Here is a 19406-nt window from a genome sequence, read left to right as displayed (position 1 = left end):
CGCCCGGCCAGCCTTGCAAAGCCCGCCCAAGTTTGTTGTCAGTGGCGCATTGTTTTTCCTTGTCCGGACTGCGTCATGTTAAAAGACTTTTCCCTTCAGAGCCTGTTCATGGGCTGCCTCACAGCGTTTGTCGGTTTCGCCAGTTCCTTTGCCGTCGTGCTGCAGGGTTTGAAGGGGGTGGGCGCTACGGATTACGAGGCGGCTTCGGGCCTGATGGCCCTGTCGGTCGCCATGGGGCTTTGCGCCATCGTGCTCAGCGCCTGGACGCGGCTGCCGGTGTCGATTGCCTGGTCGACGCCTGGCGGCGCGCTGCTGGCGAGTGCCGGTGCAGTCGAGGGCGGCTTTCCGGTGGCGGTCGGTGCCTTCCTCGTCTGCGGAGCGCTGATCGTGGTGGCGGGCCTGTTCCGGCCGCTCGGGCGGGCCGTGGCCGCAATTCCCGCACCTTTGGCCAATGCCATGCTGTCGGGCGTCATCATCGGCCTCTGCTTTGCGCCGTTCAAGGCGATCGCCTTTGACCCGGTGCTCGGCCTGCCGATCCTGGTTGCCTGGGCGGTCGTCGCCGCCTTCAAGCGGCTTTATGCCGTGCCCGCCGCCCTGCTGGCCTTTATCGGCGTCATGGTGTTTGGCGTCGAATTGCCTGAGGGGGCACTTGCCAGTTGGTCGCAGTCGCTGGCGCCACCGGTGGAATTCGTCATGCCCGCCTTCACCGTGCATGCTGTGGTGTCCATCGCGCTGCCGCTGTTCATCGTCACCATGGCCTCGCAGAATATTCCCGGCATCGCGGTGCTCAAGGTCAATGGGTTTGAGCCCAGTCCCGGCCCGCTCTTTGCCACGACCGGCGTCTTCTCGATCCTTGCGGCACCGTTCGGCGGCCATGCCGTCAATCTCGCGGCCATCACCGCGGCCATGTGCGCCGGCGAGGATGCGCATCCCGATCCCCGGCGTCGCTACTGGTCGGCGATCATCGGCGGCGTCGGCTACATCGTGCTGGGCCTGCTGGCCGGCGCGGTTACCGCCTTCGTGGCGCTGGCGCCTCCAATCCTGATCCAGGCGGTGGCGGGGCTGGCGCTGATCGGCGCCTTTTCCGGTTCGGCGGTCGCGGCCTTCAAGGAGGCCGCAACCCGCGAGGCCGCCGCCGTCACCTTCCTGATCACCGCGTCAGGCGTCAGCTTCGGCGGTATTTCCGGGGCCTTCTGGGGGCTCATCGCCGGCGCCTTGATGCTGGGGCTCATCAAGCTGGCACGGCGGGGTTGAGCCGATGGAGATCGGGCTTGTTTCATGCTATAGTGATGCATGGAGTTCGAGTTCGATCCCGCAAAGAGCGCCAGCAACAAGGAAAAGCACGGGATCGATTTCATCGAGGCCCAGGAATTGTGGCGTGGCATCGCATTGTTGACGCCGGCCCGCTCCGACGGCGAACCCCGAATGGGATTGGTCGGGATGGCAGGTGGAAAGTGCTGGATGGCAGTCTACACCTTCAGAAATCAGGTCGTTCGCATTATCTCCGTGAGACGGGCTCGCGACTACGAGAGGAACCTTTATGAAGACCATATCCGCAGCGGAACTGGACCAGAAGTTTGACGATGGCGAAGATGTCAGCGAGTATTTCGATTGGTCGAAAGCCCGTCTGGTGAACTGGTCTCAAGAAATCGTGCAACTCGACATTCCCAAGCAGGACTTGGCACAATTGGATGCCGAAGTCTCCCGTTTGGGAACGACCCGCGATCGGCTGATTTCCGAATGGGTGAGAGAGCGCCTGGAGAAGGTCTCTGCCGCCGAATAACACCCTTGCGCGATTCACGGCCTCACGCTATCACTACCGCATGAAGATTTCGGGCGACATCATTTCGACTTCATCCGACGCTGGCGGTTTTGACGCCGGTGCGGTTTCGTTCGCCCTAAACTCGCTTCTTCTCCTTGGCCTTATCCGCGGTTGCCGGGTCCACTAAGGAGCGCCCGGCGGCCGGATAGCCGTCAGGCATAGCTCCTTTACCAAACCATAAAGCCCAATATTGGATCCCGCAGGGGACCGCATTTGCCATCGCGAATTGTTCGATGATGCGCTATAGCGCCGGGCAAATGCGGGAAGAGAAGAGACGAAGCGATGATTTTGAAGACCCATTCCGTCAAGCAGGGCATGCCCGAAGCGGCACAGAAATACCGGCCCTATCCGCAGATCGACATAAAGGACCGCACCTGGCCGTCCAAGACCATCACCAAGGCACCGATCTGGTGCTCGGTCGACCTGCGCGACGGCAACCAGTCGCTGGTCAACCCGATGGGCCACGACCGCAAGGCTCGCATGTTCCAGCTGTTGCTGGACATGGGCTTCAAGGAAATCGAGATCGGCTTCCCCTCGGCGTCGCAGACGGATTTCGACTTTGCCCGCTGGTGCGTCGAGGAAGGCAATGTGCCCAAGGACGTGTCGTTGCAGGTTCTGGTGCAGTGCCGGCCTGAACTGATCACGCGCACCTTCGAAGCCTTGGATGGCGCCCACAAGCCGATCATCCACTTCTACAATTCCACCAGCGAGTTGCAGCGCCGCGTGGTGTTCGCCAAGGATGTCCAGGGCATCAAGCAGATCGCGGTGGATGCCGCGAAGATGATCACCGACATGGCCGCCAAGGCTGGTGGTGGCTATCGCTTCGAATACTCGCCCGAAAGCTTTACCGGCACCGAACTGGAAGTGGCGCTCGAGATCTGCAATGCCGTCGTCGAGATCATCAAGCCGACGCCGGATAACAAGCTGATCCTGAACCTGCCCTCGACCGTCGAGATGGCGACGCCGAACATCTATGCCGACCAGATCGAATGGATGTGCCGCAACATCGACAATCGCGAGAACGTGCTGGTCTCGCTGCATCCACACAATGACCGTGGCACCGGCATTGCCGCGACCGAACTGGCATTGATGGCCGGCGCGGACCGCGTCGAAGGCACGCTGTTCGGCAATGGCGAGCGCACCGGGAATGTCGATGTGGTGACGCTGGCGCTGAACATGTTCACGCAGGGTGTCGACCCGGGCCTGGATTGCTCCGATATCGAGCGCATCAAGGCGGTCTTCGAATATTCCAACCAGATGACGATCCCCGAGCGCCATCCTTATGTCGGCGAACTGGTCTACACCGCCTTCTCCGGCTCGCATCAGGATGCGATCAACAAGGGCATGAAGGCGATCCGCAAGGCCAATTCGCCGGTCTGGGAAGTGCCGTATCTGCCGATCGATCCGCAGGATGTCGGCCGCACCTATGAAGCGATCATCCGCATCAATTCCCAGTCCGGCAAGGGCGGCATCGCCTATATTCTGCAGGAAGACTACGGCATCAACCTGCCGCGCAACCTGCAGGTGGAGTTCCGCGAGGAGATCCAGCGAATCACCGATGAAGAGGGCGTCGAGCTTCCCTCGAAGCGTATCTATGACCACTTCATCCAGCATTACGTGTCGCAACCGAATGGCCGGCTGAAGTTCGTGGATCACCACACCTATCCGGCCGGCACCGACCTCAAGGGCGTGCGGATCGTGGCGGCGGAGATCACCGATGGAGGCGAGGTGAAGCGGATCGAGGGCAGGGGCACCGGCCCGATCGACGGCTTCATCAATGCGTTGTCCACCTATCTCGGCATGCCACTGTCGGTGGCTGATTATTCCGAGCATTCCTTGCAGCACGGCTCGAACGCCTCTGCGATTGCCTATGTCGAGCTGGAGCATGCCGGAGCCAAGCTGTTTGGCGTCGGGATCAACACCAACATCGTCGCCGCGTCGCTGGAGGCGATCGTTTCGGCCGCCAATCGCGTGCTGGAACAGCGCGCCGTCAAGGGCTGAACCTGATGGCGCTTCATGCGATCCGCAGAGGGGATCCGCAGGGGGCGCCGCCTCTCATTCTGCTGCATGGCTTCGGCGGTTGCGCCGAGGCTTGGCTGGGGATCATGGACCGCCTGCCGGCGGACCTGCCCGTCATCGCCTATGATCTGCCGGGGCATGGCGGTTCGATGGCAAGTGATGGCGTCGGGCATGCCGGCGCCATGGCCCGCGCAATCCTGCGCGATCTCCGGGCTCAGGGCATACAGCGCATGCACCTTGCCGGTCACTCGATGGGCGGAGCAGTGGCGGCGCTGATGGCCCTCAAGGCCGCTGATCAGGTCGCGTCGCTGACGCTGCTGGCGCCCGGTGGGCTAGGGTCCGACATCAATCATCGGGCGCTGAGGCGCTACGGCACCGCCACATCGATTGCACAACTGCGGCAGGCCTTGGAGCCGATGATCGGCTTCAACGCCGTAATTCCGGAACAGGCACTGTTGCGGCTCTGGGAGGCGCGGTGTGTGCCGGGTGCGGCCGAGGCCCTGCTCGACATCTTGCAGCATATCACCAACGCAACAGGCGAAGCGGTGTTTCAGGGCGTCTTGCCGCTGGATGCGCTGCGGGGGCTCACTATGCCCTTGTCCCTCCTGTGGGGAACACAGGACATGATCCTGCCCGTTGCCCAGGCGCAGGCGCTGGAAGGCCGGGCAGACATTCATATCCTCGAAGGCGTGGGCCATATGCTGATCGAAGAGACGCCGGATGCAGTCGTGGCGGCACTCATCCGTCAGCTTTCACGCCCATGATCCGCGCCGACTCTCAGCACTCCCTCGACAAGATTCTTTGTGACATGCAATTGACGCAGCGCACAAATTGGATTTAATCAATCGAATGATTTCCTGAGCAGGGGTTCTTCGATGGGACGACAACTTTCAGGCGCTGCGGCGACCCGGAGCGCGCTGATTTCAGCCGCGCTTAAGCTGTTTGGGGAGCATGGCTATGATGCTGTCTCGACCCGGCAGATCGCCGATCATGCCGCCGCCAATATCGGCAGCATCGCCTATCACTTCGGTGGAAAGCCCGGCCTTCGCATTGCCTGCGTGGAATATGTGATCAGCGCCGTGGTGGAAGCCATGGGTGCGCCGCTCACGCAATCCCCGCCGTCGGACCTTTCGCAAGACGAGGCCATGGCCGTGCTGGAGGAAATGTTCACCAATCTCGTCCGCGTCGGTGCGCAGCGCCCGGACTCCGAGGACATCTCGACCTTCCTGATGCGCGAAATGGTCATGCCTGGGGAGATACACGACCACATCTATACCGGCATGGTCCGGCCTCTGCATGAGAGGGTAGAGCAGCTTTTCGGGATCGCGACTGGCGCGGAAGGGCAGACCGATGACATCAAGCTCACGGTCTTCACGCTCATGGGGCAAACCATGTCGTTCCGGCTGTGCAAGCCCGCCTTGATGCGTCGCATGGGCTGGAACGAACTCGGCGATGCCGAAACAGAAGCGCTGATCGATGCGATCCGGTTCAATCTGCGCGCCATCGTGGCATGGCGACGCCAGACGGTCGCCAGCCAGGTTGCGCCGAACGCGCCGATCGCCTTGTTCGGTTGAACCTTTCGGCGGTTCAGCCGTAGAGCCGATGCCGATGGTCGACTTCGATATGGCCCGCCAGTTTGTCCAGGCTGTGGCGTTCCCAATCGACATGCCAGGCGCCCGGCTTGCCGCCGATGGAAAACAGGTTGTAGGCCGCCCTGGGCTTGGGACTGCCCGGACCTTGCGAGGCCGAGGCTATGCCGACGACCGGTACCTTTCGGCCCTTTGATTCCAGCCAATACAGCGAGTTCAAGTGGGTATGGCCGTGCAGCACCAGTTCCGCGCCGCCGACGGCGATGGCCGCGGCAAAGCGGCGGATGCCAATCATGCGTTTATACTGGGTGGTGGCGCCGGGAATGGGCGGATGATGGATCAGCACGACGCGGAATAGGCCTTCCTCTCCCGCCTTCTTCAAAAGCTCTGCCGTCTCGCGCGCCTGCCGGCTGCTGAAGAAACCTGACGCGGCAAAGGGCGGCGTTGCGAGCGCCGTGGAACAGCCGATGATCGCGACCGGACCGCGCCGGCGGATCGTGGGAAACAGTTTGTCGTCCTGCTCGAAGGTCAGGGGATCATTGTCCCCGCGCATATAGTTGTACCAGGCCTCCACGGCCTTGTCGCGGGCGCCGGGCACATAGGCATCGTGGTTGCCGGGAATGACCGTCGTGCTGACGGGGTCGCCCACCACGCGCAACCATTCCGCGACGGCACGGATCTCGATGCCGGAGCCGAGGTTGACGAGATCGCCTGTAATGGCCAGATGGTCAGGTGCTTTTTCCAGAATATCCGCGCACAGCATTTCCAGAGCGTTGGAAAACATATGCTTTTTGCGGTTTCTGTGCCAATTCCAATAGCCCGTGATGCGCTTGGAAGCCAGTTCCGTTAAGCTGAGACGAGGCAAGGGGCCAAGATGAACGTCGGAAATATGCGCGAGCCTGAACATATACCTAGACATAGAGCCCACAACACATGGGAGCAAGCCTGTTGAACGAAAACCCTGGAGAAGAGCAGGTTGCGGCCGCGCTTTGGAAGCGTATCGCAATCCGCCTGCTGCATCGCTACTTCCTGCTTGCCCGCGGCATGACGCTCGGGGTGCGGGCGGCATGCTTCGATGATAGCGGTCGGGTGTTTCTCGTTCGGCATACCTATGTCGAGGGCTGGCACATGCCGGGCGGCGGCGTGGAGCGGCATGAACATGCCGTGCAAGCGCTGGAAAAGGAACTGCGCGAGGAGGGTAACCTGCAGGCGGTCACGCCTCCGCAACTGATCCAGGTCTATTTCAATCGCCGGGTGACCTCCCGAGACCATGTGCTGTTCTACCGGGTGCAGGTCCGGCAGACCGCGCCGCGACTGCCGGACAGGGAGATTGCCGAATGCGGCTTCTTCGACCCGGACGCACTGCCGGAGGGGACGACGGCGGCAACGCGGCGCAGGCTCAAAGAGGTGGCTGGGGAGTGTCCGCCCGACGACTTCTGGTGATGGCCAATGCCTCGCTCAGCATATGCCGGCCATGGGGCCGGTCGTAATCGACTTCCGGTCCCACCGGCACGACGCCGGTCGGGTTTATGGTCTTGTGGCTGCGGTAATAGTGGTGCTTGATGTGCTTGAGGTTGACCGTCTCGGCCACGCCTTCCGTCTGGTAGAGGTCACGCAGATAGGCCGTCAGGCTCTTGTAGTCGGCGATGCGCCGGATATTGCATTTGAAATGTCCAACATACACAGGGTCGAAGCGAACCAGCGTGGTGAAGAGCCGCCAGTCTGCTTCCGTCAGCCGCTCGCCAAACAGATAGCGCTGGGTCGATAGCCGCTCGTCCAGCCAATCCAGGGTCTCGAACAGCGGCATGACGCCGGCTTCATAGGCCTCCTGGGTCGTCGCGAAGCCGGCCTTGTAGACGCCGTTGTTCACGGTGTCGTAAATTCGCGTATTGATCGTATCGATCTCTTCCTGAAGGTCCTCAGGGTAATAATCGTCGTCATTGCCTGTGAGATCATTGAAGGCGCTGTTGAACATGCGGATGATTTCGGCCGATTCGTTAGAGACGATCGTGCCGGTCTCCTTGTCCCACAGCACGGGAACGGTGACACGGCCCGTATATTGCGGGTCGGCCTTTACATAGATTTCCCAGAGCGTGCGGGATCCGAAGAGATGATCGACGGTGCCACCGTCCCGGTCGCGAAACTCCCAGCCGTTCTCGACCATCAGCGGATCGACGATGGACACCGAAATCAGGTCTTCCAACTTCTTGAGCTTGCGGAAGATGAGGGTTCGGTGCGCCCAGGGACAGGCGAGCGAGACATAGAGGTGATAGCGCCCGGCCTCGGCCTGGAAGCCGCCATTGCCCGATGGGCCGGCCGAGCCATCGGCGGTCACCCAATTGCGGAATGACGAAGCCTTGCGCTGAAAATGGCCCTTGGTGGATGATGTGTCATACCAAACGTCCTTCCAGACGCCGTCTACCAGCATTCCCATGTCAGGTCCCTTTCGCGATTGCTTCATATGGATCTTAAGATACGGCTGTCGCTGACAATTTCGAGGCCGCATTGATTGAACACTGCGTTTTTCCGTTGGACGTCGCGAAAAAATCTGGTATCGCCGCTAACACAGAAATTTTCGGAAAGTCCCGATGACCCAGAACAGGTTCCTGCGACGACGCTGACGCTGAAAACGCCTACACGGCGTCCGTCACCTATTTCGTCTGCATGCCTGTTTGGACTTCCCATGAAAAATCACGACTTGGTCTATCTCACCGAGGACGCGTCTCATGATGCCGTCATCGAACTCATCAATGAAGAAGCATTCGGCCCCGGCCGGTTCGTCCGTGCCGCCGCGCGGATTCGTGAGCAGGGGCCGCATGACCGCAGCCTGTCCTTCATCTGCGCCGATGATGGCGAGACGATTGCGTCGGTGCGGATGACGCCTGTCATGGCCGGCAGTGTGAAGGGGCATCTGCTCGGCCCGCTTGCCGTGCGGCCGTCGCACAAGAACAAGGGTATTGGCCGGGAGCTGGTGCGGATCGCGATCGAAGCGGCGCGGCGGAAGGGATCGGAAGCCGTGATCCTGGTCGGCGACCCGCCCTATTACATGCCGCTCGGCTTCGAGAAGGTTGCCTATAACGCTCTGGCATTCCCGGGTCCGGTCGATCCGGCGCGGGTGCTCGTGGTGCCGATGGCAGCCGACGTGCATGCTGGCCTTGTCGGTACCATCGCCTGGCGGGACTGCACGGCGCCCGCCATTGAGGAGGCCGAGATGGAAGAGGTTTTCGAGCGCCCTAAAGCTGCTTCTTCATCCAGGTGATGTGGAAGTCGCCGAGAAAATTCTCCAGCGTGCCGAAGATCTCGTAGCCCTGGCGCTGATAGGCGCGCCGGGCTTGCGGGTTGGCGGTATCGATATAGGCGCCGGTGCAGCCGCGGGCACGGGCCTCGTCCTCCGCCATCTGTAGCAACCGGCCCGCCAGGCCCTGGCCGCGCCAGCGTTCCGGGATATAGAGCATTTCCACGCAGAGCCAACCGCGGCCGGTATAGCCCACCAGCCCGCCATCGACCTCGCCGGCCTCGTTGCGCAGGGGGATTGCGAGGTTGCGGCGGTCCGTGGGGCCGAGCATCACATTGTTATGGGCCTTCAAGGCTGAAAGTATCTTCGCCTCGTCGCCGGCCGGCAGGTCGTCGACGATGGCGAGATCCGTTGGCGCCGGGCGCTGATCTCTCGTCATCTGCCCTCGCGCCACCACATGGCGGAGACCGCGAGCAACAGGGCCGCAAGCCCGGCAAAACCCGCAAACAGCGGCAGGGTATCGATGCCTCGCAGCATGGTTTCGTCGGTCAGACGCAGCAACATGCGCCGCTCGTCGGCGACGCGGATCGGGCCACGCACCGGCAGGATGTCGGGCATGCGGATCGAACCATTGCCATTGTCGACGCGGGAAATGAGGCCGCGGGTCGCCTCCGTGATCGGTTGCAGCAGCGAGGCGGTGGAGATCATCGCCTTGAACTCCGCCGCATCGACGGCGCCGACATGCACCAGCGTGGAAAACTCGCCATTGGTGATGGTGAACAATCCCGTCTCGTCGGTCGGCTTTTCCGCCCGGTAGAGGCCGGGCGCCGATTGGGTGAGCGGCACGCTTTCGGTCTTGCCCGAGGGATAGCGGATCGTCGCCGGTTCCGGTGCGTCGCCGATGGTCTGGCGGTTGATCTCGATGGTGCGGCCGGCCGCGCGCGCCGTCAGCGCCTCCTCCTCGAGTTCCGGTTCCTTCATCAGCCAATGGGCGATGCGTCGATAGAGCGACACGTGGGGGCCACCATTTTCAAAGCCGCGCGCCCAGAGCCAGCCCTGGTCCGACAGCAGCATGGCGACGCGGCCTTCGTCGGTGCGGTTCAGAACCAGCAACGGCCGGTTGTCTGATGCGGTCATAATGGTGTTGCCCTGGGGCTGGCCGACATCAATGCTGCGGAACCACCGGCCCCATTGCGGCGGCTCGGCGGCCGAGCCATCAAGACCGCGCGTCACGGGATGGCGCTTGCCCTCCTCGGACAGCCGCGGGAAATAGGCGGCCTGGTGCACATCGCCTGTCGGAGATGCCGGGAGTACCGAGGCAAGCGGCGTCAGCGCCAGGGAATCCTCGCCGGCATGCTCGGGGCCTGCCGCAATCAGCAGGGCGCCACCCTTGCGGACATATTCGGCGATATAGTCGTAGTAGAGGATCGGCAGCACGCCGCGATGCTGGTAGCGGTCGAAGATGATCAGATCGAAATCCTCGATCTTCTCGACGAAGAGTTCGCGGGTCGGGAAGGCGATCAGCGAGAGCTCGTTGATGGGGGTTCCGTCCTGCTTTTCCGGCGGGCGCAGGATAGTGAAATGCACCAGATCGACCGAGGCGTCGGACTTCAGCAGGTTGCGCCAGGCACGCTCGCCCGCATGGGGTTCGCCCGATACCAGCAGCACGCGCAGGTTTTCGCGAATGCCTTCGATCAGATGGATGGCGCGGTTGTTGGCGTCGGTCACCTCGTCCGGCACGGCGGCGACCGAGAATTCCAGCACGTTGTTGCCGCCGCGCGGCACCTTGAAGGGGAAGGTCGTCTCCTGGCCCGGTGCGGCATCGACCTCGCCGGCCGGTTCGCCGTTGATGGTGACGGAGACGCGGGCCGCCTGGCCGGTGCCGCGGCCGTCGTCGAACACGCGGAAAGTCAGTTCCTGGTCGTTGTTGACGATGCCGAACCGCGGCGCGCGGACGATCTCGATACGCCGGTCGAATTCGTTTTCGCGGCCGGTCAGCAGCCCATGCACCGGCGCGTCGAAACCAAGGGCTTCGGCGGAGGCGGGGATATCATGGATCTGGCCGTCGGTGAGCATGATCGCACCGCCGATGCGCGCGGGCGCGACATCCGCCGTCGCCGAGGATAGCGCCTCGAACAGCCGCGTGGAGGGAGCGTCGGAGGTGCCGTCGTCCTTGACCTCGACAATCCTCGGCTCGATCTGCGGGAAGCGCTCCAACTGCCGCGTCAGCGCGGCGAGCGCGTCATCGGTCATGCGGGTGCGTTCGGGTGTCTGCTGGCTCTGGCTGCGATCCACCACGACGGGCACGATGGTCGAGAGCCGGTCGCGCTGCTCCTGCAGCATCACCGGATTGGCAATGGCGGCCAGCAGCGCTGCAGCGGCGAGTGCACGAAACCAGGCGCCCCTGATGCCGCGCCAGATGGCCACGGCCGAGACCAGCGCCAGAAGCGCGGCAAGGGCGCCGAGGGCCCACCAGGGCACAAAGGGGGAGAAGGCAAATGTCATCTCATCGCTCCAATGCCGGTCGTCCGCTCACTGGCCAAGCCGTTCGAGCAGCGCCGGGAGGTGGACCTGATCGGCCTTGTAATTGCCTGTCAGCATGAACATCATGATGTTGACGCCGGCGCGGAAGGCGTATTCCCGCTGCATCGGGTCAGACGGAACCGTCGGCAACAGCGGCGAGCCGTTGGCGTCGATCGCCCAGGCGCCGGCGAAATCATTGCCGGTGATCATGATCGGGGAAACGCCGTCGGCATTGGCGGCGGTCTTGCTGCCAACCGGCGCATTGGCCTGGCGCGCCTCGATCCACAACGGGCTGCCGGAGTAGCGGCCGGGGAAGCTCTGCAGCAGGTAGAAGGTCTTGGTCAGCACGTGGTCGGCCGGCACGGGTTCCAGCGGCGGAATGTCGAGATTGGCCAGGATCTGCTGCAACCGCTGGCCGTTGGCTGTCACGGCGCCGGAGCCTTCCAGTGGAGTCAACTGGTCTCGCGTGTCGAAGAGCACGGTGCCGCCCTGGCGCATATAGGCATCAATGCGGCTGACGGCTGCTGTCGACGGCATGGGGGCGGTGGCAGAGACCGGCCAGTAGATCATCGGGTAGAAGGACAGTTCGTCCGTCTCCAGATTGATGCCCACGGGCGGCGCCGGTTCGAGGGTGGTGCGGTAGGTCAGGAATTCCGTCAGGCCGACCAGTCCCCGTTCGGAGATGCGATCCACCTCCGCCTCGCCGGTGACAATATAGGCGAGGTGGGTGTTGTCGAGACGTTCGAAGATTGTTTCATCGCCGGGCCGAGCGTCATCGGCGCGCAGTTCGCCCGGTGCGCTCAGGGCGGCTGCAGTGAGGCCGATCAGCAGCATGGCGGCCGCGCGCCTGAGCGGACGCAGACGCGGCAGGGCACTGTTCATGGCTATCACGACGAGGCTATCGACCACGAAGAGCGCGAGCGCCAGGATCAGCAGCATCGGCTTGGCCGACCAGCTTTCCTCGCCGATAAGTCCGGAGCTCACGACATTGGTGCCGCTGATGTCGATCGGGTTCAAGTCTGCATTCGCACCAAGCACATTGAGCGACACGAATCCATCCTCCGATCCATAGAGACCGGGCGGGTTGTCAAAGCTTGCGACCGGCGCAGTGCCCGTATTCAGCGCCAGCGGCCGGGCGAGACCCGTTTCTGTGACCAGGACGCCGCGGGCATCGAGCATGCGGAACGGCGGCAGCATCTGGGCATTGCTGACGTCGGCGGTGCCGGAGGATGAGGCGCCGCCCGAGCGCGAAAGTTGCACCACCCGGCGCAGCATTTCGACGAAGCTGCCCGAGATCGGCAGGTTCGACCAGGTGGCTTCGGCAGCGATATGGAACAGTATGATCTGCCCGGCATTGCGCTGGCGCATGGTGACCAGCGGCGTGCCATCGGCAAGGCTCGCCCAGGTGCGCTCAGCGAGATCGGGCGTGGGTTCCGCAAGCACTTGCCGGTCGACCAGCACGTCGGTCGGGCGCGGCAGGCCGGCAAAGGGGCCGAAGGTCGGGAATTCCGCCAGGGGCTGCGGCTCGCCCCAGGACAGGGTGCCGCCCAGCGCGCGCTCTCCCTGCCGCAGGATCACCGGCACCAGCGGATCCTCCGCCGGCGCACCGGCGAGCCTTGGGCCGGCAAAGCGCAGCAGGATGCCGCCATTCGATATCCACCGCTCCAGGGGCGCATAGGTATCTTCGGGCAGACGGCCGATATCCGCCATGATGATCATGGAGGGATTGTTTTCCAGCATCCGGGGAATGGCGACCGCCAGGTCAGAGTCTGTCGGCTTGATCAGGTCGGCATAGGGCTGCAGCGCCTTCTCGATATAATAAAGCGGCGAAAGCAGGGGCTGGAATTCGTCCGTAGCAGAGCCCGACAGCAGCACCACGCGGCGCCGCTTGAAGGCATCGTCCAGCAGGTGCACGGCGCCGGCCGTCGTGCCGGCACCGACCTTCAGGCGCGCAAAATCGTTGCGCATCTCGAACGGTGCCGCGATCGAACTGGTCACGACCGTCTGGCCCGCCTGGAATTCCGCGCGGCCATTGGCGATGACGCGGCCTTGCGCATCTTCCGCCGTCAGGGGCAGGCTGGCGGGGGCAGAGCCATTGAGGCGGGCGACACGCACTGTCATGGCATCTGCGGTGTTGCTGGCCGAGGTGATGGCAACCGCGCCGGTGCCTTCGCCCTGCATGATGCGCAGTTCCGCAGGCTGCAGGCTGCCGAGCCGGCTCACGGTCGTCTCGTCTTCGGCGTTGCGGATGCCATCAGTCAGGAAGGCGAGGGTGCCGGGCGTGGTGCCGGCGAGCGCCTGCTGCAAGGCGTCGATGGCGCGCGCACGATCGCCGACAAGGGGTTTTGGTGCGGCGGCGCTCAACCGCTCGCGCGCAACGACCGCCGTGGTCGGAACGGCGTCATTCTGGGCATCTGCCGTGAACGACAGGGAAACCGGGATGTCCTGGCTTTCGGCATCGTCGATCAGCGCCTGGGCGGTTGCGACGCGGCGATCCCAGTCAGTCGCGGTGGCCCAGCTATTGTCGATAAACAGCACCAGCGGCCCGCTGGAGGCTAGCGAGTTGGTGCGCGGATTGAGGATCGGGCCGGCGAGCGCGATGATCACCAGGGCGGCCAAGGCGATCCGCAGCAGGGTCAGCCACCACGGGCTTTTCGACGGCGTCTCCTCGCGCTTCAGCACGCTGGCAAGGATCTTGAGCGGCGGAAAGGCTTCCTGTTTCGGCCGTGGCGGCGTCAGCTTCAGCAGCCACCAGATCAGCGGCAGGGCCGCCAGCGCGACCAGCAGGGCGGGAGCAAGGAAGGCAATCGGAAGTCCCATCATGCGGATACCCCCGTTACGCTGCGCGGCGCCATGCCGGAGAGATGCATGTGGACAGCAACGAGCGCCTGGGAGGCGAGATGGTCGGTGCGGTGATGCACGAAGCTCCAGCCGAGCCGGCGAAGCGATTCACCCAGGCTTTCGCGACGCGCCAGATAGGCCTGCCGGTATTCCTCGCCGATATTTTCCGCCCGGCCGGACACCAGCCGCTCGCCGGTCTCCGGGTCGGTGAATTCGGTGCGGCCCGTATAGGGGAATGTCTCTTCCGCCGGATCTGCGACCTCGACCACATGGCCGCGCAGCCCACGGCGGGCGAGCGGCGACAGCCGCTCCATGATCGCATCGGCATCGTCGAGGAAGTCACCGATCAGCACTACATCGCTCATGCCGCGGATCATGCCTGTTTCCGGCAGGCCTGATGTCAGGGGGGCATGCATGATTGCCGTGGCCAGCCGTTCGGCGGCGTTGCGGGCGGAGACGGGCTCCATGATACCGGGGCAGCCGATGCGCTCACCCGAGCGGGCCAGGATTTCGGCAAGAGCCAGCATCAGAACCAGCGCCCGGCTTTCCTTCGACACCATGCCGAGCGTCGATTTGTACATCATCGATGGAGACATGTCGGCCCACAGCCAGACCGTATGGGCTGCCTCCCATTCGCGGTCGCGGACATAGGTATGGTCGTCACGGGCCGAACGACGCCAGTCGATGCGCGACAGGCTTTCGCCTTCGGCATAGGGGCGGAACTGCCAGAAGTTTTCGCCGATGCCGCGTTTGCGGCGGCCATGCCAGCCGGCAATCACGGTGTTGGCGATGCGCTTGGCTTCGACCATGCAGTCCGGGACCAGTATAGCGCGCTGGCGCGCCCTGGTGAGTGCATCGCCGCTCGGGGTCTGTTCGACTATCTGGCCGATTGCCGCCACGCTCTATCCGCCTCCCTCAGCCGCGCGCCTGTTTGACCAGGCTCTCGATGACTGTTCTTACCGACATGCCCTCGGCACGGGCCGCGAATGTCAGCGCCATGCGGTGCTGCAGCACGGGTTCGGCCAGCGCATGCACGTCGTCCAGCGACGGGGCGAGCCGGCCTTCATAGAGCGCACGGGCGCGGGCGCAGAGCATCAGTGCCTGACCGGCGCGGGGACCGGGACCCCAGGCCACATGCTTGTCCGTATGCTGGTTGCCATGGCCGGGACGGGCAGAGCGCACCAGCGACAGGATCGAATCCACGACGCTATCGGAGACCGGCATCTGGCGGATGAGCTTCTGGATTTCCATGAGCCTGCTACCGCTCACCACGCTTGATGCGCGGTTGTCGCGCAGGCCCGTGGTCTCCAAGAGGATCTGGCGTTCGGCGGCAAGCTCGGGATAGCCGACATCGACCTGCAGCAGGAAGCGGTCGAGCTGGGCTTCCGGCAGCGGATAAGTGCCTTCCTGCTCCAGCGGGTTCTGGGTGGCAAGTACGTGGAAGGGCGCCGGCAGGTCGTAGCGCTGGCCGGCAATCGTTACGTGATATTCCTGCATGGACTGCAGCAGGGCGGACTGGGTGCGCGGGCTGGCGCGGTTGATTTCGTCGGCCATCAGCAGCTGGGCGAAGACCGGGCCCTTGACGAAGCGGAAGGAGCGCCGGCCCGTCTCGTCCTGGTCCATCACTTCGGTGCCGAGGATGTCGGACGGCATCAGGTCAGGCGTGAACTGGATGCGGCTGGCATCAAGGCCAAGAACGGTGCCGAGCGTGGTGACGAGCTTGGTCTTGGCGAGGCCTGGCACGCCAACGAGAAGTGCATGGCCGCCGGAGAGAATGGCCAGAAGCGTGTTTTCCACCACCTGTTCCTGACCGAAGATCACTTTGGACACTTCGGTCTTGATGAGAGCGATATCCGCCAGCGCCTGTTCGGCCTGCGCGATGATGGCCTTCTCGTCCAGAGCGTCCTCGGTGGTCTTGATCATGCCCATGGTGCTCTCCGTCTGGTTGCGCAACGGCCGCCGAATCACCGACCGTAACCGAATACTGCCCTTACTAATAAGCTTATTCTTCAAAGGGCGGCTGACAAGCGCGTTTCAAATGACTATCTCGTGAGATTGGACACTGGTGGACAAACGAGACGCAAAGATGGCAACACCGCACCCCAGCGCGATGAAGGATGGCGCAGCCGATGCTGCCGGTCTTGCTGCGCTGATCTCCCGCGCGTCGTCGCAAAAGCAGGGCGGAAAGCCCGGCCTGCCGCCGGTGGACAAGTGGAATCCACCCGACTGCGGCGATATCGATATGGAAATCCGGGCCGATGGCACCTGGTTCTACATGGGCACGCCGATCGGGCGCCAACCCCTCGTGCGGCTGTTTTCGACGGTGCTGCGGCGGGATGAGGACGGCAGGACCTATCTCGTCACGCCTGTGGAAAAAGTCGGCATCCGCGTAGTGGACGCGCCGTTCATCGCCGTTGAAATGGCCGTCAGCAACCGCGAAGGCCATCCAGTGCTGACCTTCCGCACCAATGTCGGCGATGTGGTGGAGGCAGGCCGCGACCATCCGCTACGTTTCATGGTGGAGGGGGAAACGGCCCAGCTGAAGCCCTATCTGCTGGTGCGCGGGCGGCTGGAAGCGCTTGTATCGCGCGCCGTGACCTATGATCTGGTGGCGCTCGGAGAGGTGGTCGATCTCGAGGGGACCGAGATGTTTGCGGTGCGCTCGGGAGAGGCCGTGTTTCCGATCATGCCGGCGGCTGAACTGGATCGCCTGACCCATGAATGAAGCCGCCTATTATTCCGCCGACAGTTTTCGCCAGCGGGCCGAAAACCAGAAGGGCAATCCGCTGCATCTGGCCTGGCGGGACCACGGCGACCACCGGCTGAACCCCGGCAGCGTCGAGCAGGCGATGGAGCTGAAGCTCAAAGATGCCGCCGTGCTCATACCCGTCATCGATGATCTAGACGGCGCAAAGGTCATCCTGACCCAGCGGACGACCAAGCTGCGCAAGCATTCCGGCCAGATCGCCTTTCCCGGCGGGGGGATCGATCCGGAGGATACATCGGCAGAAGTTGCGGCACTCCGGGAGGCGGAGGAAGAGATCGGGCTCGACCGGCGCTTCGTGGAGACGGTCGGTCGGCTTCCGGACTATTTTTCGGGTACCGGCTTTCGCATAACCCCCGTGCTTTCGGTGGTGCAGCGCGGTTTCGAGATCATTCCCAATCCCGACGAGGTGGACCGGGTGTTCGAGGTGCCCCTGGCCTTCCTGATGAACCCCGACAACCACCGCCGCGACAGCCGCGTCTGGCAAGGCTCTGTTCGACATTTCTATGTCATGCCCTATGGCGAGTACAACATCTGGGGCATTACGGCGGGCATTCTACGCACGCTTTATGAAAGGCTTTATGCATGACCGATCTATCCGGTGCCGCCTGGTTTTCCGAAGCCGGGCTGACGCGCGTGCTCGACCTGTTGAATGCCGATGGCGGTGAGGGACGGGTGGTGGGCGGCGCCGTGCGCAACAGCTTGATGGATATGCCGGTCGGTGACATCGATCTGGCCACCACGCTGAAGCCGCAGGAGGTCATGGACAGGGCCAAAGCGGCTGGCATCAAGGCGGTACCCACGGGCATCGACCACGGCACCGTGACGCTTGTCGTGGAGGGCAAGGCCTATGAGGTGACTACCCTTCGCCGCGATGTCGAGACGGATGGGCGCCATGCCCAGGTCGCCTTCGGTACCGACTGGCAGGAGGATGCCGAGCGACGGGATCTCACGATCAACGCCCTTTATGTCGACCGCGATGGCCAGGTGATCGATCTCGTCGGCGGCCTTGCGGATATCGAGGCGCGGCGGGTGCGGTTCATCGGCGAGGCGGAGCGCCGCATCGCCGAGGACTATCTGCGGGTGCTGCGCTTCTTCCGCTTCTTTGCCTGGTATGGCGAGGGACGTCCGGATGCGGAGGGCTTGCGGGCGTCGGCGCGGGCGCGCACACGGCTTGGCCAGCTCTCGGCGGAGCGTGTCTGGGCGGAACTGAAGAAGTTGCTGGCCGCGCCGGATCCGGGCCGGGCGCTGCTCTGGATGCGGCAGTCCGGCATTCTGGGCGAGATCCTGCCGGAAACGGAAAAATGGGGCATCGACGCCATCCCCGGTCTTGTCGCCACGGAGCGGGCGTTGGGCTGGGACCCCGATCCCATGTTGCGGCTCGCCTCGATCGTGCCGCGCGATGCCGATCGCCTGGCGGCACTGTCGTCGCGGCTGCGTCTGTCCAATGCCGAAGCGGGTTTCCTGGAGCGCTTTGCCATGAGCCCCGACGTCTCGCCTGAGATCAAGGACGCGGCTTTCGACCGTCTGCTTTATGAGGTGGATCGGGCAGGGATCGTTGCCCGGCTGAAGCTGGCGCTTGCCTCTGCGCGAGTGCCAGCGGAAGGCGGCGGAGCGGAGCCGATGGCGAAAGCCGCGCGCCTCTCCGCACTGCTGAAGCGGGCGGAAGGCTTCGAAAAGCCGGTGTTCCCACTCAGTGGATCGGATGTGATTGCAACCGGTATAGCGCCGGGTCCGAAGGTCGGCGAACTGCTGAAGGTTCTGGAACGGGAATGGGTGGAGCGCAATTTTACGCTGGACCGGGCGAAGCTTCTCGCCCGGCTTCAAACACTGACTAGCAGTTGACGCGGATGGCAGCGTTATGCCGCCTGGACGTCGTCCCGGATGCGCTGCTTGATGTGATCGATCATGGTTTCGCGGATGACGGTTTCGCCATGGGCCGTCTTCATGTGCTCAACAGTACGGCGAACCACTTCCGCATCCTCGTCGGCGCGCGTGTGCCAGTGACAACCGGGAACGAGCGAACCACAGTCAAAGCGTTTCATGCCTGCCTCCTCTAGGTGTGACCCTGTTGAAACTATTGGTGGCAGGCAGCGGTTCCCCCCGAATGCAAGAATTGGTGGAATCCGTCGGCGACAAACAAAAGCCCCGGCTCTTGCGGGCCGGGGCTCGTAGTGTGTCGGCCTACCACGCTCCTCCACGTGGCAGGCAGTTTCTCAAACGAAATTCCTAATCAGGCATCGCCCAGGCTTGAAACACCGCGCCGTCATTATAGACGGCGCGCTTTCTGACGAGCGCTGCTGCGTCGTTTGCTGCTTGATCCGTAGTGATGGTCCGACCCGCGAGGGTCTGCCGCACCTGCTCGACGAAATAGGCGTGTGGCAGGTCGATATCACTGCTCAGACGCATCTCTTCCGCCAGGCGGTCGATGAGTTCCGCCAGATTGAGCTGCTTTGCGGTACTCGTCACATTACTCGGTACAGAAGTATTGCTGGGATTGGCCATGACAATTCTCCTCCTCTTGCCGATTTGGAAAACATATCATGCTGTTTGCCTGTTCCAAATGCAATTTATTGTCGCAGGCAGCAATATTTTGATTCGTTTAAATACCCG

Annotated in this window: 20 protein-coding genes; 11 read left to right on the top strand and 9 right to left on the bottom strand. The window is 63.2% G+C overall.

Annotation, left to right across the window (positions count from 1 at the left end; translation table 11 throughout):
* The first annotated feature begins 75 nt into the window (after nt 1-75).
* The 6 genes from B9A97_RS06090 to B9A97_RS06065 all read left to right on the top strand — a co-directional run bounded on the left by B9A97_RS06090 (nt 76) and on the right by B9A97_RS06065 (nt 5415).
* Entirely contained in the window at nt 76-1254 is a 1179-nt protein-coding gene (locus tag B9A97_RS06090; RefSeq protein ID WP_084364121.1) for a benzoate/H(+) symporter BenE family transporter, read from the top strand.
* Nucleotides 1255-1293: 39 nt separating this feature from the next.
* Entirely contained in the window at nt 1294-1581 is a 288-nt protein-coding gene (locus tag B9A97_RS06085) for a BrnT family toxin (protein ID WP_084364120.1), read from the top strand.
* Complete coding sequence (locus B9A97_RS06080) at nt 1541-1783, top strand: type II toxin-antitoxin system BrnA family antitoxin (RefSeq protein ID WP_084364119.1); 243 nt, start codon at nt 1541-1543, stop codon at nt 1781-1783. The genes B9A97_RS06085 and B9A97_RS06080 overlap by 41 nt, the downstream gene beginning before the upstream one ends.
* A gap of 321 nt (nt 1784-2104) precedes the next feature.
* On the top strand, nt 2105-3823 hold the full coding sequence (leuA, locus tag B9A97_RS06075; RefSeq protein WP_084364118.1) for a 2-isopropylmalate synthase: 1719 nt from the start codon (nt 2105-2107) through the stop codon (nt 3821-3823).
* A 5-nt stretch (nt 3824-3828) separates the two neighbouring features.
* Nucleotides 3829-4605: an alpha/beta fold hydrolase gene (locus B9A97_RS06070; RefSeq protein ID WP_084364117.1), complete on the top strand. Its 777-nt coding sequence runs from the start codon at nt 3829-3831 to the stop codon at nt 4603-4605.
* Between the two features lie 111 nt (nt 4606-4716).
* Nucleotides 4717-5415 (top strand): CerR family C-terminal domain-containing protein, encoded by a 699-nt coding sequence (locus tag B9A97_RS06065; RefSeq protein ID WP_084364116.1) that lies wholly within the window; start codon nt 4717-4719, stop codon nt 5413-5415.
* A 13-nt stretch (nt 5416-5428) separates the two neighbouring features.
* Here the strand turns inward: B9A97_RS06065 and B9A97_RS06060 are convergent, their stop codons facing one another.
* Nucleotides 5429-6337 (bottom strand): metallophosphoesterase family protein, encoded by a 909-nt coding sequence (locus B9A97_RS06060; protein ID WP_084364115.1) that lies wholly within the window; start codon nt 6335-6337, stop codon nt 5429-5431.
* A gap of 41 nt (nt 6338-6378) precedes the next feature.
* On the opposite strand from B9A97_RS06060, the gene B9A97_RS06055 reads away from it, so the two are divergent.
* On the top strand, nt 6379-6873 hold the full coding sequence (locus B9A97_RS06055; RefSeq protein WP_244564138.1) for an NUDIX domain-containing protein: 495 nt from the start codon (nt 6379-6381) through the stop codon (nt 6871-6873).
* Here B9A97_RS06055 and B9A97_RS06050 read toward each other — a convergent pair.
* A complete protein-coding gene (locus B9A97_RS06050; RefSeq protein WP_084364113.1) occupies nt 6830-7864 on the bottom strand; it encodes a glutathione S-transferase family protein in 1035 nt (344 codons plus the stop codon). The genes B9A97_RS06055 and B9A97_RS06050 overlap by 44 nt on opposite strands.
* 249 nt (nt 7865-8113) lie before the next feature.
* On the opposite strand from B9A97_RS06050, the gene B9A97_RS06045 reads away from it, so the two are divergent.
* Entirely contained in the window at nt 8114-8689 is a 576-nt protein-coding gene (locus B9A97_RS06045) for a GNAT family N-acetyltransferase (protein ID WP_084364112.1), read from the top strand.
* Here the strand turns inward: B9A97_RS06045 and B9A97_RS06040 are convergent.
* Genes B9A97_RS06040 through B9A97_RS06020 form a run of 5 tightly spaced genes read right to left on the bottom strand, consistent with a single transcriptional unit; the run spans nt 8664 to nt 15958 of the window.
* Complete coding sequence (locus B9A97_RS06040) at nt 8664-9104, bottom strand: GNAT family N-acetyltransferase (RefSeq protein WP_084364111.1); 441 nt, start codon at nt 9102-9104, stop codon at nt 8664-8666. The two genes, B9A97_RS06045 and B9A97_RS06040, sit on opposite strands and share 26 nt — an antisense overlap.
* The gene (locus tag B9A97_RS06035; RefSeq protein WP_084364110.1) at nt 9101-11170 is read right to left on the bottom strand and encodes a hypothetical protein; all 2070 of its coding nucleotides are present in this window, start codon (nt 11168-11170) and stop codon (nt 9101-9103) included. The genes B9A97_RS06040 and B9A97_RS06035 overlap by 4 nt, the downstream gene beginning before the upstream one ends.
* A gap of 27 nt (nt 11171-11197) precedes the next feature.
* Entirely contained in the window at nt 11198-14011 is a 2814-nt protein-coding gene (locus tag B9A97_RS06030) for a DUF4159 domain-containing protein (protein ID WP_084364109.1), read from the bottom strand.
* Nucleotides 14008-14928 carry a DUF58 domain-containing protein gene (locus B9A97_RS06025; RefSeq protein ID WP_084364108.1) on the bottom strand — a complete coding sequence of 307 codons (921 nt, stop codon included), beginning with the start codon at nt 14926-14928 and terminating at the stop codon, nt 14008-14010. Before B9A97_RS06025 ends, B9A97_RS06030 begins: the two co-directional genes overlap by 4 nt.
* Before the next feature lie 16 nt (nt 14929-14944).
* Nucleotides 14945-15958 carry an AAA family ATPase gene (locus B9A97_RS06020; protein ID WP_084364107.1) on the bottom strand — a complete coding sequence of 338 codons (1014 nt, stop codon included), beginning with the start codon at nt 15956-15958 and terminating at the stop codon, nt 14945-14947.
* Between the two features lie 157 nt (nt 15959-16115).
* Here B9A97_RS06020 and B9A97_RS06015 point away from each other — a divergent pair, with 157 nt between their 5' ends.
* From B9A97_RS06015 to B9A97_RS06005, 3 genes are read left to right on the top strand one after another with little or no spacing between them, the layout of a single operon-like run.
* The gene (locus tag B9A97_RS06015; protein ID WP_084364106.1) at nt 16116-16754 is read left to right on the top strand and encodes a DUF1285 domain-containing protein; all 639 of its coding nucleotides are present in this window, start codon (nt 16116-16118) and stop codon (nt 16752-16754) included.
* Nucleotides 16747-17382: a CoA pyrophosphatase gene (locus B9A97_RS06010; protein ID WP_084364105.1), complete on the top strand. Its 636-nt coding sequence runs from the start codon at nt 16747-16749 to the stop codon at nt 17380-17382. Before B9A97_RS06015 ends, B9A97_RS06010 begins: the two co-directional genes overlap by 8 nt.
* Nucleotides 17379-18638, top strand: coding sequence for a CCA tRNA nucleotidyltransferase (locus B9A97_RS06005; protein ID WP_084364104.1), 1260 nt, complete (start codon nt 17379-17381; stop codon nt 18636-18638). The genes B9A97_RS06010 and B9A97_RS06005 overlap by 4 nt, the downstream gene beginning before the upstream one ends.
* A 14-nt stretch (nt 18639-18652) precedes the next feature.
* On the opposite strand, the gene B9A97_RS06000 is transcribed toward B9A97_RS06005, so the two are convergent.
* Complete coding sequence (locus B9A97_RS06000) at nt 18653-18838, bottom strand: DUF1059 domain-containing protein (protein WP_084364103.1); 186 nt, start codon at nt 18836-18838, stop codon at nt 18653-18655.
* Between the two features lie 184 nt (nt 18839-19022).
* On the bottom strand, nt 19023-19298 hold the full coding sequence (locus B9A97_RS05995; protein ID WP_084364102.1) for a hypothetical protein: 276 nt from the start codon (nt 19296-19298) through the stop codon (nt 19023-19025).
* Nucleotides 19299-19406: the final 108 nt, after the last annotated feature.

It is taken from the genome of Rhizobium sp. RU36D (assembly GCF_900176345.1).
Taxonomy (GTDB): domain Bacteria; phylum Pseudomonadota; class Alphaproteobacteria; order Rhizobiales; family Rhizobiaceae; genus Allorhizobium.
The sequence above is the reverse complement of the archived record's forward strand: the minus strand, read 5'-3'. Positions and strand labels throughout refer to the sequence as shown.